Below are 13,135 nucleotides of genomic sequence, written 5' to 3'. Positions count from 1 at the left end.
GCTTCGGCTGGGAAGGTGCCGAAGGTGTGGACGACTTGCCGATCTGCCCGCACCGTCCCGCAACGGCGATACCGGGGCGGGACGGGGACCTGCTGTGCGCGGACGTCAGGATCGCGGGGAGGGATCCCGGGAGTCGCGGTGCTGGAGGGTGACCTCGGGGCGGGTTTCGCCGGGGTGGCCGAGGAGCGCCTGGTGCCTGCCGTGCAGATGCCGGTCGAAGAAGGCACCGACGTAGTCGCGGGTGATTTCCGCCGCGCGCTCGCCGGGCAGCCCCTCGGGGTCGTCCGCGCCCAGCTGTCCGGCCAGGGAGACCAGGTCGGTGAAGGACATGTGCTCGGCCCCGGTGAGCGTGGCCCAGCGCTTCCAGCCCTTGAGCTGCTTCCAGGCGGTGTCCCAGGTCGTGTCGTCACCGGGGCTGTGGTCGTCCTTGGTGCCCAGCATCATGAAGGGGCGCCCCGACAGGTCGGAGCTCTTCCCCGCGTTGATGAAGGGGCCGTCCATGTTGACTCCGGTACGCACCCGCGAGTCCTTCTCCATCGAGGCGCCGGTACTGGCACCGCCCAGGGAGTGTCCGGCCATCCCGACCTTTTCTTGTCGACCATGCCGGCGTGCTTCCAGGGCGAGGTGCGCGACAGGAGCCGGTCCAGAGTGAAGGACAGGTCCTTGGCCCGGCCCTCGGCGGCGGGCTGGAAAGTGGTGGGCCCGACCTTTCCGCACGCCGCGCAGGATGCCCTTGCCGGGGAAGGAGACCCCGGCCGCCTCGTAGGCGTGGTCCACGACGGCGACGACGTTGCCCCGGCTGGCGATGGCCGCGGCCGTTGCCGCAGCGTGCGCGGCCGATGGCGAGACGCTGATCACCGGGTGGGAGCCCGTTGCCACCAGCTACCCCGCGTTCATGGAAGACCTTGTGCGGATGACCGGTGCTGATATCGCAGCCGTGGGGTCCCAAGCATGGCGGCGTGCGGAGCCGGGGCACCGCTCCTGGAGAGCACTGGTGCGGTGTCCCGGCGTCGCGGCGCAGGGAGTGGGCTACCAGGTGTAGCCGTGTGCGTCGACTTCCGGAGCGAAGCGGGCGAGCCCGTCGAGGAGCGATTCGTGATGCAGTACATGGTCGCGGCCATCACCCAGGGCCGCGCCGTCACGGTCCTGGTCGAAGGCCCTAACGATCCCGGCCCGGCCCGCCGTCGAGGGCGCGCACGGAGTCGGCGCTTCATCAGTTCGTTTCGTGCCCGACCTCGTACAGGGGGAGCCGGCCCGTCGTTCTGCCACACGCGGTGATCGCCGTCCCGGCATCGAACACCGGACCCGCCTCGACCACTGTTTCCTGTGTTTCCTGGAAACCGAGCGGTGCGAGGCGAGTCCGGGCTCAGTTGCCGGGCGGCAGCAGGTTCCTGGTGAGGGTGAAGGCGGAACTCGCGGTCGAAAGAAGGGCGTTGACACGGCCGAGGACACGGTTGGCCCGGTCGGTGTCCTGCGCATCGGCCGCGTCCGTCAGGTCTTCGGCGTATTCCCGCGCCCTGACCGCCTCCTCGGGGCGGGCGCCTTCCGAGTCGGCCCTGAGCGCGGTGGCCAGTTCGTGGTACGAGATGCTGGACAGGTCGGCTCTGCTGTCACGCCCGCTGTTCTGGGCCACTCCATTGGGGCTGTTGACGTTGACTGCCGCGAAGCCGCCCTCTGAGGCCGTTATATGCATGGATTCGTCACTGACTCCTGTCCACATGAAGTGCTTCCGGTACTCGCGCCATCCCTTGCGGGTCAGGGCGTAGGAACCGAACTTCCATCCCTCGACGCGTATGAGCTTGTGCTTGACGGGCTCGGCGAGGACGAGCAGGGCGTCGGCACGGTTCCAGCGTCGCTCGTCGAAGTAGGGTCCCAGGCGGACTCGGGTGCCGAGGTTCGGGGATCTTCGGCAGATCTCCTGGAAGGCCTGCTTCTGATAGATGTCCAACCGCTCCGTATTGATGGACTGTTCGGGGAGCTTCCAGGTGTGGAGCATGTGTCGGGTCTTCAGGAAGAGTCCGTATACGGCCGCGACGCACAGGACCAGAGTGACAATCTCCACGCAGGCTCCCGATTCTCCTGATCGTGCAAGTCGCATGATTTTAAAGCGAGTTGGTTTTCATGGGAATGAGGAAACCACCTCGATCCGACTCGCCTTCGACTTCTGCCGAAGGGCATCCGCCGGGCGGAACAGGAGCCCGTGGCCCCGGCCGCCGTCGGCCACACGTCCGTCAGGTCGTTGTGGTACTGCGCGGCCATGCCGAAGTGGAAACCGTACCGACCGACTGCCGCCACCTGCTCGCTGATGGCGTCGGTGAACAGGACGGGCAGGCAGAACACGCCGCGCAGGTCGTCGGCGGTCCTGGCCCCGTGCACCGCGACGGCCTGCTCCAGGGACGTCCCGGTCCGCCCCTCCTGGCCGGTGTCGCGTGCCTGGCCCGCGCGCAGGCGGCTCCAGCTGTCGCTCATCATCCGCAGCGCCTGGTGGGTGCGGGGGTGGCTCTCCAGCCGATCCCACTCCGCGTTCGTCAGATCACCGCGGCCCATGCAGCCAGCCTGACGCCAACGCGCCACCGGCGTCCGGTGATCCGAGAAACAGTGCCTAGAACAGGCGTTCCGCCCGCTTCTCGGCGGGTTCTTCGAGGTCCAACAGAAGCTGTTTGCGTTCGAGTCCGCCGCCGAATCCGGTGAGCTTGCCTCCCGCGCCCAGCACCCGATGGCAGGGAATGACGATGCTCACCGGGTTGCGCCCCACGGCCTGCCCCACGGACTGGGAGAGCCCCTTGCCTCCCAACGTGACCGCGATGTCGCCGTAGGTGATCCGCTCGCCGTACGGGATCTCCCGCAGCCGCGCCCAGACCTGTTCCTGAAACCCGTCGCCGTTCGTCACGGCCGGGATGTCGAACACCTGCCGTTCTCCGGCGAAGTACTCGCCGAGTTCGGCGCGCGCCTGGGCCAGGACGGGATCGGCGGCGATGTCGCGGCGGCAGCCCCATGCCGAGGGCGGGGGCGTGTACCGGTAGCCCTGGAAGTACAGCCCCGCCAGCGCGCCGTCGGCGGCGACGAGCAAGAGCGGCCCCACGGGACTGTCCACGTGGGCGTGTCGGATGTCCATGGTTGCCTCCTGTGTGCGGCCGGTTGCCTGTCAGAGATGAAGACGCGCGGGGCCCCGAAACGTGAGACGGGTCTTGGCGAAGGAACGGGGCGGGACCTGTGGGCATCTCGCCGTGCGCCCGCCTTGCCCGGCCCGCGCCCGAGGGTGACCGGAGGGACCTGCTTCGCAGAGGCCCCTCCGGTCAACTGCCGGAGCCGGTGCGGTGCCTGAGGGTCAGACGGTCGGGATGATGCCGAGCTGCTGGAGAACCTTCACGCCGTCGTCGAGGCCGACCTCTTCGACGATGAGGCCGTTTCGGACCTTGAGGACGGTCGTGCCGGTGAAGCGGAGCGTCTTGCCGGACGCCGCCGGCGCAGAGCCGATGGGGAGGTCGTCGAAGACGACCGGCCCGGTGTGGGTGCCGCCGCCCTCCCACTGCCCGACGACGTAGTCGCCTTCGGCGATGAGGTCTGCGGTGCCCCAGAAGTTGAGGTCCGGGAACGCGGTGCGGAAGTCGGTCGCGAAGGCACGAACCTCGTCCCGGCCTCGCATGGGCTTGTGCAGCGAGTACTCGAACCGGATGTCCGGGGCGGCGAGTTCGTCGATGACGTCGGGGTTGAAGGGGTTGCCCCAGAACTCGGTGAACCAGCGGCCGACGATCGCCTTGTTCTCTTCGAGCGACATGGGTTTTTCCTTTCTGTTGTTGTCACCATTTCACCTGTGGCGTGATGACATTCCGAAGACGTTCGCCGGGGCCGGAACGTGAGATCTGGAATGGAAATCAAGAGATCGAGCTGGCGAGTGCGTGATGAAGGGTGTGCATTCACCCGGGGGATCCCGGTGCGGCTGCGGGGCCGCCGTGCCGCTCTCACCGGCCGGGCCCGACGGATCCGGCGGGAAAGGAGCGCGGGGGGCTTTGGTCAGGCGGCTGCCTGAACGGGGTGCAGGCCGAGGGCTTCGTAGACGGCCTCGGTCGCAGTGCCGCTCTGGACGAGCACGTGGTCGATACCGGCCGCTCGGGCATTGCGCAGGAGTTCGACCTTGAGCGCGCGTGCCACCCAGTCTTCCCGGGTGGGTTGCGTCCATGTCACGGCGTCACGGGCGGTGTCGCCGGTCGGGTCGATGACCGAGATGCCGACCATGTCGCTGCCCTGGCACGCCACGACGACGAGGCTTTCGTCGCGGATCGTGAAAGGCAGGACGTCGATGCCTCCGAAAAACATGGCGGACTGGAGCAGATCTCCGATCGCTCCGCCGAACTGGGCCGACCGGGCTCTGTTCTCCGAGAGGGGCAGGAAGGAGTATGAGGCTGCGGTCGCCCGGTGCTTCTGTGCCCCGTTTTTGTGGGCGTCGAAGAAGGTCAGGTCGTATGTCTTTCCCTGCCGTTCGGCCATTTTCTTTTCCTCCTGTGCCCGCACGTCTTTTGTCGCAGCGATGCCCGTGGCCGTCGGGAGCGTGACGGCCACGGGCATCGTGGAGCTGACCTGTGCCAGCGGCACCGGGAGACTGCCTCCCGGTACGAGGAAGACGCCGGCGGGGGCGGAAGCGTGAGATACGGATCCGCTTCAACCAGTACGGCCGGGAACACTCCGGGCCGCCGGGCCCGGAAGTCGTCCGCAAGGCGGCCCATCGGCCGGGACGGCCGTCTGCGTCCGGCGGAATCCATGCTGTTCGGGGTCCGGAAGCCGGGCGTGCCTGCGGGCCGTCCCGGACCTTGCTCTCCTCCGCCGCGCGGAAGGGGTGTCATGGCCGCAGGACGGTGATCGCCAGTTCGGGGCCGAAGCCGGAGTCCGGGGCCACCCGCCGGGCGAACTCGCGGACGCCCGCCACCTGGCGCGGCCCGAAGGAGAAGTCCAGGGCCTCGGTGTAGTAGCGGCGCAGCGCCTGCTCGTCGAAGACCTCCCACCGGGCGGCCTGCTCGCAGACCTTGTCGACCTCGGCCATCGCGAGATCGCGGGAGTCCAGGAAGGCCCGGTGCACCTCGCGTACGAGCCCGGGGTGCTCGGCCAGATACTCCTTGCGGACAGCCCAGGCCGCGAACACGAAGGGCAGCCCGGTCCACTCCTTCCACATCGCGCCCAGGTCGTACACCGCCAGGCCCATCTCCTCGGCCTGGTAGAGATGGGCGCGCAGCGCGACGTCGCCGATCACGACCGCGGCGTCCGCGTCCTGCATCATCGACGGCAGATCCGGCGGGCACGTGACGTACCGGGGCTGAACCCTCTCGCGTTCCTCCAGCAGGAGCCGGGCCAGACGCACTGACGACCGAGAGGTGGATCCGAGGGCGACCAGCCGCCCGTCCAGCTCCTTCAGGGGCAGCTTGCTGACGATCAGGCAGGAGGTCACGGCCCCCTCGGAGCCGACCGCGATGTCCGGAAGCAGAACAAGGTCGTCGGTGTGCCGGAGAGACTCCATACAGGCGATCGGCCCGATGTCCAAGGCACCCTCGACCAGCATCCGGCTCAGCCGGTCCGGCGTGTCCCGGGTCAGTTCCAGGTCGAGCAGACTGCCCGTACGGGCCAGCCCCCAGTAGATCGGCAGGCAGTTGAGGAACTGGATGTGCCCGACCCTGGGCCGCTTCCCCGGCGTGAGAGGAAGGTACGTGGCGGAACTGTTCACGGCGTCACCCTAGTGCCCCGTGACACTGAGGCCCTTCGGCCCTCACCTCCCCACACTGCCCAGGATGCGCCGTCCCCTTCTCCGGCGCTGCGTAAGCAGCGTCCGTCCGCAGGTACATGAGCGCGTAGGAGCGCCATGGCGCCCACCTCTCGGCGATGGTCCTGGCCTGGTCGGCGGTGACGGATCCGAGTGTTCTGCGGGCGACCAGGTCGCCGGGGGCGAAGGTGTCGGGGTGCTGCAGTGCGTGCACGGTGAGGTAGTCCGCGGTCCAGGGGCCGATGCCGGGCAGTTCGAGCAGGGCCTTGCGGGCCTGGTCGGCGGTGAGGTGTGCGAGGGTGAACCCGTCCGCTCGGCGACGGCGCGCAGCGTACGGGTCCGTGCGCGGTGAGGCCGACGGCCGACTGGAGCTCCGTGTCGGGGACCGCCGCGAGTTCCTGTGGTGTGGGCAGGGTTCTCAGTCCGGCCGCCGGGGTTCCGTAGTCGGCGGCGAGCCGGCCCATGAAGGTGCGGGCCGCGGCGAGTGAGACCTGCTGGCCGGCGACCGTCGCGACGACTGCTTCGAATTCGTCGGGGTAGCCGATGAGCCGGATGCCGGGCCGGTGCTCGACCAGCGGGCCGATCAGCGGGTCGGCGGCGAGTTCGCGCTCGATCCGTTCGGTGTCGGAGTCGAGGTCCAGCCAGCGGCGGATCAGTCCCGCCAGACTGTCGGGGGCGGGGGTCTCGTCGGGCAGGGCGACGGTGATCTGGTCCTCGGCGAAGGCCACCGTCACCCGCACGGGCCCGCCGGGTGTGAGTATGGCCCGCGAGGTCCGTTTCCTCGGCTCCCGGGATCGCGTGGGCGGCCAGCATCAGCAGCGCGGTCTCGGAGTCGGTGGGGCCGTGGGGGAAGAGGCGGAGCAGGGTCACGAGGGCCAGACCCCGGAGCTGCCGCGCCGGTGCGAACCGAGCAGGTGGGTGTCGACGATGCCGATCGCCTCCATGAGCGCGTACATGGTGGTCGGGCCCACGAAGGCGAAGCCGCGGCGCCGTAGTTCCTTCGACAGGGCGATGGACTCGTCCGACGTCGTCGGGATCTCCGCGAAGGTCCGGGGGCGGGGGGTGGTGTCGGGCTGGAAGGACCACACCAGGCCGGCCAGGCCCATCTCCCCGCGCAGTTCGACGGTGGCCCGGGCGTTGGCGACGGCCGCCTGGATCTTGCGCCGGTTGCGCACGATACCGGCGTCGGCCATCAGTCGTTCGACATCCGTCTCGGTGTAGGCGGCGATGACGTCCGGGTCGAAGCCGTCGAACGCCTCGCGGAACGCGGGCCGTTTGCGCAGGATCGTCGCCCAGGACAGGCCCGCCTGGAACCCTTCGAGGCTGACGCGCTCGAAAACGCCGCGCTCGTCCGTGACGGGCATGCCCCACTCGGTGTCGTAGTAGTCCCGCAGCAGGGGATCGGCGGACGCCCACGCCGGGCGGGCGAGTCCGTCCTCCCCGACGACGACCCCGGGATCGGGAACGCAGGCCGTGGTGGTGGAGCTGGATTCCTGTGTCATGTGTTCACCCGTCGAGCCCGGTCGTGCGCATCGTGATGTTGATCCGTCCGTCGCTGATGCCACACTCCGCCGGGGCGGTGTCCTGATGCACCTTGGTCACACCGTGGTAGGCGAGGCGGGCGGGCCCGCCGAAGACGAAGAGGTCACCGGAGGCCAGCAGCAGATCCGTATAGGGTTTCGCCCGGTTCTCGGTGTTGCCGAAGCGGAACGTGCAGCTGTCGCCGATCGACAGTGACACGACCGGTGCACGGGACTGCTCGTCCTTGTCCTGGTGCATCCCCAGACGGGCGCTGGTGTCGTAGTAGTTCACCAACGCGGTGTCCGGCGTGTACGAGCCGGCTGTCGCCGCGTCGTGACCGGTGGCCTGAAGGGCGCGGCGGCCCAGCCGGATCATCCAGCCGGGGAAGGGGAGGACACGGGCTCCGTTCACGTCGGTGGCCGCTCGCGTGTACCGGTACGGCTGCCAGTGCCAGCCCAGGCACACGGTCCGCACCGACATCTCGTGTCCTCGGACGGCCGCCGCGCGCAACGGAACCGGGCCCCGCACCCACGCGTGGAACTGTCCGGTGATCCACCGCTGCTGTTCCAGGGGCAGCCAGTCCGGGACGTGGACGGCGCCCGGGGCGACCTCCCGCGCGCCGCGTTCGGGGAGCTGCGGGGCGAACAGCGCCGTCACGATCCCTCCTGGGTGTGGACGGGGTAGTGGAAGGCGCCGTCCTCGACGCGCCAGGCGGTGCCGTGGGCGGTCGTGCCGGCCAGGCCGTTCAGGTTGGCCAGGCCGACGAGCGCGAGCGTGCGCGGATCGCCGATCGCGGCGGCCGCCAGGGTGCGCTCGGGGCGCCACGGCGTCGACCACAGCAGCCGCCGGGTCATCTGCGCCCAGCCAATCACGGGCCCGGTCATCACCCACAGGTCAGGGTCGGCGTCGGCGAACCGTGACGCGTGGCGCAGCCAGGAGGCCCCGGTCTCGGGCCAGGTGATCGTGGCGAGGGTGGTGCCTCCCGTACGCTCCCAGGCCGATCCGATGAGCGTCGCGGTCGCGAGTGCGTGCGGGGTGCGGCCGGAGCCGATCGCGATGTTCTGGGCGCGGCGGGCGCGGGCGAGGCGGACGAGAGCCGCGACCTCGGCGTCCGTGGCCGTCAGGTCCGCGTCGTGACTCGCCGGCATCTTCAGCAGGGGGCTGGTCAAGGGGTCCATGGCCGGTTCTCCTCTCGGGCGGTCTTCCACTGCTGATAGCGGTCCTTGCAGCAGGCGGCGCACGGGCGGAACCCGGCGGCGACGGCGGTGGCCTCGTCGGCGAAGAAGACCCGGTGCCTCAGGTAGCCGCCGCGTGCGATGGCGCGCAGCGCGGCGGGGCAGTCGAGCCGGCCGTAGATCTTCGAACCCCGGTGGCCGCCCCACTCCCCCCTGGCCGGCGACCGATAGGACCGGCCTTCGGCGCCCAGGAGGGTGTAGGTCTTGATGGTGTCGTTCATGAGGCGCTCTTATGCGTTGTTCATGCGGCGTCGTGGAAGACGAGGGCGAGCGTGGTGCGCTCGCCGGACCGGACGGCGGACACTCCGTGGCGGACCGGCGCGGCCGACCACCCCCGCGCGGAGCGGACGGGGCGGTCGCGGGTGGTGAACAGGTATCCGTGCCCGTGCGGGAGCAGCGTGGCGGTGCCCCGGGACTGGGCTCGGGGGCGCTGTTCCAGCAGTAGGAACTCGCCGCCCGTGTGATCCACCCCGGGCTCGTTGAGATTGATCACGACCTGGAGCGGGAAGACCAGGTCGCCGTACAGGTCGCGGTGCAGGGCGTTCCAGTCCTTCTCCTGGTAGCGGAGCAGGATCGCGGTGGACTTCGTCTGACCGGCGTCGTGGCACATCTCGAGCCACTCATCAAGGGAGTCGGGCCACGGCGCAGGTCGGCCGAGCCTGTCCCACCAGTCGCGGGCGATGGGCAGCAGCCTGGGGTAGAGCGCCTGCTTGAGCCGCTCGACCGGCTCGGGGTAAGGCGTGTCGAGGTAGCGGTACTGGCCCTCGCCGAAGCGGTGACGGCCCATGTCGACGGTGCTGCGGAACAGGCCGTCCTGCTCGTACAGCTCCCTGATCTCCACGCACTCCTGCGGGGTCAGCAACTGCGGCAGCAGCGCGCCGCCGTACTCGTCGACCTCCGAGGTGATCGCCTCCCAGTCGCCGGACTCGACTCGGTGGGCCCACAGGTCCGCCTTCCGCCTGGCCGTCTTCGTGGCGCTCATGCGGCGGCCTCCAGGACCAGCAGCGTGGTCTTGGCGTCGAGCCCGCCGACGTAGCCGCCGAGGGTGCCGTCGGTGCGCAGCACGCGATGGCAGGGGACGACGATCGGCAGCGGGTTGGTCGCACACGCGGTGCCCACGGCCCGGACTGCCTTGGGGTTGCCGACGAGCTCGGCCATGTCGCGGTAGCTGCGGGTCTGCCCGTACCCGATCTCGGGCAGGTGCGTCTGCACCAGGCGCCGGAACCCGTGCGACAGGGACAGATCCAGCGGCACGTCGAAGACCCTGCGGCGGTGGGCGAAGTACTCGTCGATCTCGCGAGCCGCCTCGTCCAGCCGCTTGGGCGCGCGCAGGATCCGCGGGCTGAGCTTCTCGCCGAGGGTCTCCAGGACCCGGTCGTGGTCCTCGCCGTCGTACGCCACGCGGACCAGCCCCTTCGGGGTGGCGGCGAGCAGCAGCCTGCCGACGGGCGAGTCGATGGTCGTGTAGGCGACATCGATCAGGTCGGCTTGCTCCGCAGCCTGCTCCAGACGGCGGTGGAGACGGCTGAGAGTGCTGGCGTCCACGGCCGTCGACAGCAGGACGGCCATGTCGTCATCGTTGCGCATGTCGCTCACGACGTGCTCCTTTCGTGATCGCGCCCGGATAATGTTTCCTGAGATTCTTCAGTCCGTCCGCAGCGGCTCTCCGGGCCGCCTCGACGGTGCCGCCGAGGATCTCCGCGATCTCGGCGTACGCCAGGCCCGCCACATACCGGTAGGCGATGGCCTGGCGCTGCTTGCTGGGCAGTTCCTTCACCGCGGACCACAAACCCGCGGCCTCGACGTCCACGACGTCGTGCCCCGCCGGCGTCTCCGGTACCTCGTCGACCGGCAGGGGGTTCCTCTTCGTAGCCCGCAGCACGTCGATCGCCTTGCGGTGCGCGATCGTCACCAGCCACGCCTCCACGTTCGCCGTCTCCGGCAGCTCCGGATAGGCGCGCATGGCGGCCAGGAAGGTCTCCGACCACGCGTCGTCCGCGTCGTGCGGGCCGAGAACGACGCGGCAGACGCGCAGCACGGTCGCGCCGTGCTGCGCCACCACACTCTCGAACGGTTGTTTCATGTTCATCCCATGGAAGACGTGCGTGCGGCGGCAAACGTGAGATTCCCGGTCAGAACAATCGTCCGACCTCGCGGGCGGGCGGCTCCTCCAGTGCCAGCAGTGCCTGCTTGTGCTTGAGTCCGCCGGCGTACCCGGTCAGGGCCCCGGTGGAGCCGACGACGCGGTGGCACGGGACGAAGATGCACAGCGGGTTCGCGCCCACGGCCTGCCCGACCTTCTGCGCGAGGGAACGGTCACCGATCTGCTCCGCGATACGGCCGTAGGTGGTCGTGTCCCCGCATTGGATGCTCTTCACGATGTCCCAGACGGCATGCTGGAACGCATCGCCCTCGGCCCCCAGCGGAAGATCGAAGTCCCTGCGCCGCCCCGCCAGGTAGTCGCACAACTGGCGGACCGCCTCGTTCAGCAGCGGATCCGCCCCGTCAACGACCTCGGGGCCGAACGCCTCCCGCGAAGGCCGGCGGACATGGTGCCTGAAGTACAGACCGCTGATCGCCTCACCCTTGGCGACGACCGTGATCCGTCCAAGGTGCGTCTCGATCACAACATGTCGGGTATTCATCCGCGCCTCCCTCTCTCACCCCGTAGACGCACGCCACCCCCAGAACGTGAGATCAGCTTTGGAGCACAGTAGGACGACGGTGAACGCCACGCCGGTGATCATGGGCTTCCGGTACGCCGGTCAGCCTGACGCGGGGACCTTGACATCCGGCATCCGCAATACCGCACGCGATGCCCTCGACGCGGGAACCGGGTGACGCGGGCAGGACGAGCCGGTCGGTCTCCAGGAAGTTGGGGATGTCGCGATCTTCACCATGGGCCGGCAGGTCTGCCACCGGTTTTCCGGTCGGCGGCCATCGGTGGTGTTCAGGCCGCGCGGGTCGCCGATCGCTCGACGAGGATGCCCCGCTCGAAGCCGGCTCCGGCGCGGACCAGCGCGGCGAGGTGCGGTGCGTTCACGGCCCGGCACCGCTGCTGGGCGGACTCCACCGGTTCGAAGACCATCGCCAAGGCGGCGGCCGCGCTGCCGGAGCCCTTGGTGACCTCTGTGCGGAGCCGGGCCGTTGCGCAGGTGGACTCGATGGGGTTGATGGTGCGCAGGTGGATCCAGTGCTCAGCGGGGAAGTCGTAGAACGCGAGCAGTTCGTCAGTGTCGTCGGTGATCTTCCTGACGGCTTTGGGGAACTTCGCCCCGTAGGTCTTCTCAAACGCCGCGACAGCCTTGAGCGCGTGGTCGCGGTCCTCGGCGTTGTAGATCTCCCGCAGCGCCTTCTTCGCCCCGGGCCGGGCCGACTTCGGCAAGGCGTTCGCGACGTTTGCGATCTTGTGAACCCAGCACCTCTGGTGCCGTGCCTCGGGGAAGACCTCGGTCAGAGCCTTCCAGAAACCGAGCGCACCGTCGCCGACCGCCAGGACAGGGGCGCGCATCCCGCGCCGCTGACCGTCGCGCAGCAGGTCGGCCCAGGAGTCGGCCGATTCCCGGTAGCCGTCGCGCATGGCGATCAGCTCCTTGGTGCCGTCCGCGCGCACATCCATCAACACGAGCACGCACGACTTCGACTCCCGCAGGCGTATGCGCAGATGGATGCCGTCGGCCCACACGTAGACGTCGTCACTGCCGGACAGATCGCGCTCGCCGAACGCCTGGTGATCGGCCTGCCACTGCCGAGTGAGCCGGGTGACCGTCGCCGGTGACAGGCCCGCCGAACTGCCGAGGAACTGCTCAAGAGAGGGCACGAGGTCGCCTGATGACAGGCCGTGCAGGTGGAGCAGCGGCAGCACCTCGCCGATCTTCGGAGAACTGCGGCACCAGGGCGGAAGAATCGCCGAGGAGAACCGCTTGCGCTCACCCGTTCCCTCATCGATGCGCTTGTCATTGACGCGCGCGGCCCGCACCTCGACGGCTCCCGCGGCGGTGGTTACCTGCCGCGGTTGGTGGTGACCGTTGCGGACCACGATCCGGCGTCCCGCTCGTCCTTCTCGTGCGCCAACTCAGCTATGCAGCAGTTGACTTCGGCCTCCGGCGCGGCGGCCGGCGTCCGCCTCGCGCCCTCCCGGACGATCTCGTCGATCAAGGAGGAGCCGTTGACCGTGGTGCCGTCGTTGTTCACCACGCTGAGCACGGACGTGCCTTCCAGGCCGACGCTGCAACGTCGGCCTTGCTCGGTGACCCATCGATCTCACCCGGGAAAGTACGTCCTCCCAGACTGATCCGCAGATCCTGAGCATTGCTCCCGACCAACAGTTCCTGGCTCAACCGGATCGAGGCCCGGTTCACCGCTCTGCGCTGAAAATCCGCAGCCTGTCTGCGGCGTCGGTGCGCTGCCAGTCAGGATGCGCGGACAGGGGGATGAAGCCGTGCACGGCATGGGCAACATCCCACGGCCTGGGACCCGGGGCGGCCGTGTCCCAGTCGATGAAGGCCCAGTGGCCATCGTCGCCGACCACAAGGTTCCACGGAGCCGGCCTCCGAGAGCTGGCCGAGGGTGACGTCGCCGGGCGTCCAGCAGCGGTAGAGGGACATCTCGCCGGTGTAGCGGTGTCGAC

Annotated in this window: 16 protein-coding genes and 1 pseudogene; all 17 read right to left on the bottom strand. The window is 69.3% G+C overall.

Going from position 1 to position 13,135, the window contains the following annotated elements:
- Positions 1-105 precede the first annotated feature (105 nt).
- The 17 genes and pseudogenes from ACIQGQ_RS32990 to ACIQGQ_RS32910 all read right to left on the bottom strand — a co-directional run bounded on the left by ACIQGQ_RS32990 (position 106) and on the right by ACIQGQ_RS32910 (position 12,711).
- On the bottom strand, positions 106-717 hold the full coding sequence (locus ACIQGQ_RS32990) for a lipase (protein WP_402403067.1): 612 nt from the start codon (positions 715-717) through the stop codon (positions 106-108).
- 649 nt (positions 718-1,366) lie between these two features.
- The gene (locus ACIQGQ_RS32985; protein ID WP_402403019.1) at positions 1,367-2,062 is read right to left on the bottom strand and encodes a hypothetical protein; all 696 of its coding nucleotides are present in this window, start codon (positions 2,060-2,062) and stop codon (positions 1,367-1,369) included.
- Positions 2,008-2,547: a hypothetical protein gene (locus tag ACIQGQ_RS32980; protein ID WP_402403017.1), complete on the bottom strand. Its 540-nt coding sequence runs from the start codon at positions 2,545-2,547 to the stop codon at positions 2,008-2,010. Before ACIQGQ_RS32980 ends, ACIQGQ_RS32985 begins: the two co-directional genes overlap by 55 nt.
- A 55-nt stretch (positions 2,548-2,602) precedes the next feature.
- Entirely contained in the window at positions 2,603-3,115 is a 513-nt protein-coding gene (locus ACIQGQ_RS32975) for a methylated-DNA--[protein]-cysteine S-methyltransferase (protein WP_402403014.1), read from the bottom strand.
- A gap of 213 nt (positions 3,116-3,328) precedes the next feature.
- Positions 3,329-3,778: an ester cyclase gene (locus tag ACIQGQ_RS32970; protein WP_402403012.1), complete on the bottom strand. Its 450-nt coding sequence runs from the start codon at positions 3,776-3,778 to the stop codon at positions 3,329-3,331.
- 236 nt (positions 3,779-4,014) lie between these two features.
- The gene (locus ACIQGQ_RS32965; RefSeq protein ID WP_402403010.1) at positions 4,015-4,593 is read right to left on the bottom strand and encodes a hypothetical protein; all 579 of its coding nucleotides are present in this window, start codon (positions 4,591-4,593) and stop codon (positions 4,015-4,017) included.
- Between the two features lie 244 nt (positions 4,594-4,837).
- On the bottom strand, positions 4,838-5,713 hold the full coding sequence (locus tag ACIQGQ_RS32960) for a menaquinone biosynthetic enzyme MqnA/MqnD family protein (protein ID WP_402403007.1): 876 nt from the start codon (positions 5,711-5,713) through the stop codon (positions 4,838-4,840).
- Positions 5,710-6,510, bottom strand: coding sequence for a DNA-3-methyladenine glycosylase family protein (locus ACIQGQ_RS32955; protein ID WP_402403064.1), 801 nt, complete (start codon positions 6,508-6,510; stop codon positions 5,710-5,712). Before ACIQGQ_RS32955 ends, ACIQGQ_RS32960 begins: the two co-directional genes overlap by 4 nt.
- Before the next feature lie 105 nt (positions 6,511-6,615).
- Positions 6,616-7,251: a DNA-3-methyladenine glycosylase I gene (locus tag ACIQGQ_RS32950; RefSeq protein ID WP_402403004.1), complete on the bottom strand. Its 636-nt coding sequence runs from the start codon at positions 7,249-7,251 to the stop codon at positions 6,616-6,618.
- A 4-nt stretch (positions 7,252-7,255) separates the two neighbouring features.
- Positions 7,256-7,927: an alpha-ketoglutarate-dependent dioxygenase AlkB family protein gene (locus ACIQGQ_RS32945; protein ID WP_402403001.1), complete on the bottom strand. Its 672-nt coding sequence runs from the start codon at positions 7,925-7,927 to the stop codon at positions 7,256-7,258.
- Complete coding sequence (locus ACIQGQ_RS32940) at positions 7,924-8,448, bottom strand: hypothetical protein (protein WP_402402998.1); 525 nt, start codon at positions 8,446-8,448, stop codon at positions 7,924-7,926. Before ACIQGQ_RS32940 ends, ACIQGQ_RS32945 begins: the two co-directional genes overlap by 4 nt.
- Entirely contained in the window at positions 8,436-8,726 is a 291-nt protein-coding gene (locus ACIQGQ_RS32935; RefSeq protein ID WP_402402996.1) for an Ada metal-binding domain-containing protein, read from the bottom strand. Before ACIQGQ_RS32935 ends, ACIQGQ_RS32940 begins: the two co-directional genes overlap by 13 nt.
- 20 nt (positions 8,727-8,746) lie before the next feature.
- The gene (locus ACIQGQ_RS32930) at positions 8,747-9,487 is read right to left on the bottom strand and encodes a 2OG-Fe(II) oxygenase (RefSeq protein WP_402402993.1); all 741 of its coding nucleotides are present in this window, start codon (positions 9,485-9,487) and stop codon (positions 8,747-8,749) included.
- Positions 9,484-10,092 carry a methylated-DNA--[protein]-cysteine S-methyltransferase gene (locus ACIQGQ_RS32925; RefSeq protein ID WP_402403061.1) on the bottom strand — a complete coding sequence of 203 codons (609 nt, stop codon included), beginning with the start codon at positions 10,090-10,092 and terminating at the stop codon, positions 9,484-9,486. Before ACIQGQ_RS32925 ends, ACIQGQ_RS32930 begins: the two co-directional genes overlap by 4 nt.
- A complete protein-coding gene (locus tag ACIQGQ_RS32920; protein ID WP_402402991.1) occupies positions 10,079-10,588 on the bottom strand; it encodes an RNA polymerase sigma factor in 510 nt (169 codons plus the stop codon). Before ACIQGQ_RS32920 ends, ACIQGQ_RS32925 begins: the two co-directional genes overlap by 14 nt.
- A 49-nt stretch (positions 10,589-10,637) precedes the next feature.
- The gene (locus ACIQGQ_RS32915) at positions 10,638-11,150 is read right to left on the bottom strand and encodes a methylated-DNA--[protein]-cysteine S-methyltransferase (RefSeq protein ID WP_402402988.1); all 513 of its coding nucleotides are present in this window, start codon (positions 11,148-11,150) and stop codon (positions 10,638-10,640) included.
- A 305-nt stretch (positions 11,151-11,455) separates the two neighbouring features.
- Positions 11,456-12,711, bottom strand: a pseudogene (locus tag ACIQGQ_RS32910) (IS256 family transposase).
- Between the last annotated feature and the right edge of the window lie 424 nt (positions 12,712-13,135).

The sequence above is a fragment of the Streptomyces sp. NPDC092952 genome, assembly GCF_044754785.1.
In the GTDB taxonomy this organism is placed as follows: Bacteria; Actinomycetota; Actinomycetes; order Streptomycetales; family Streptomycetaceae; genus Streptomyces.
The sequence above is the reverse complement of the archived record's forward strand: the minus strand, read 5'-3'. Positions and strand labels throughout refer to the sequence as shown.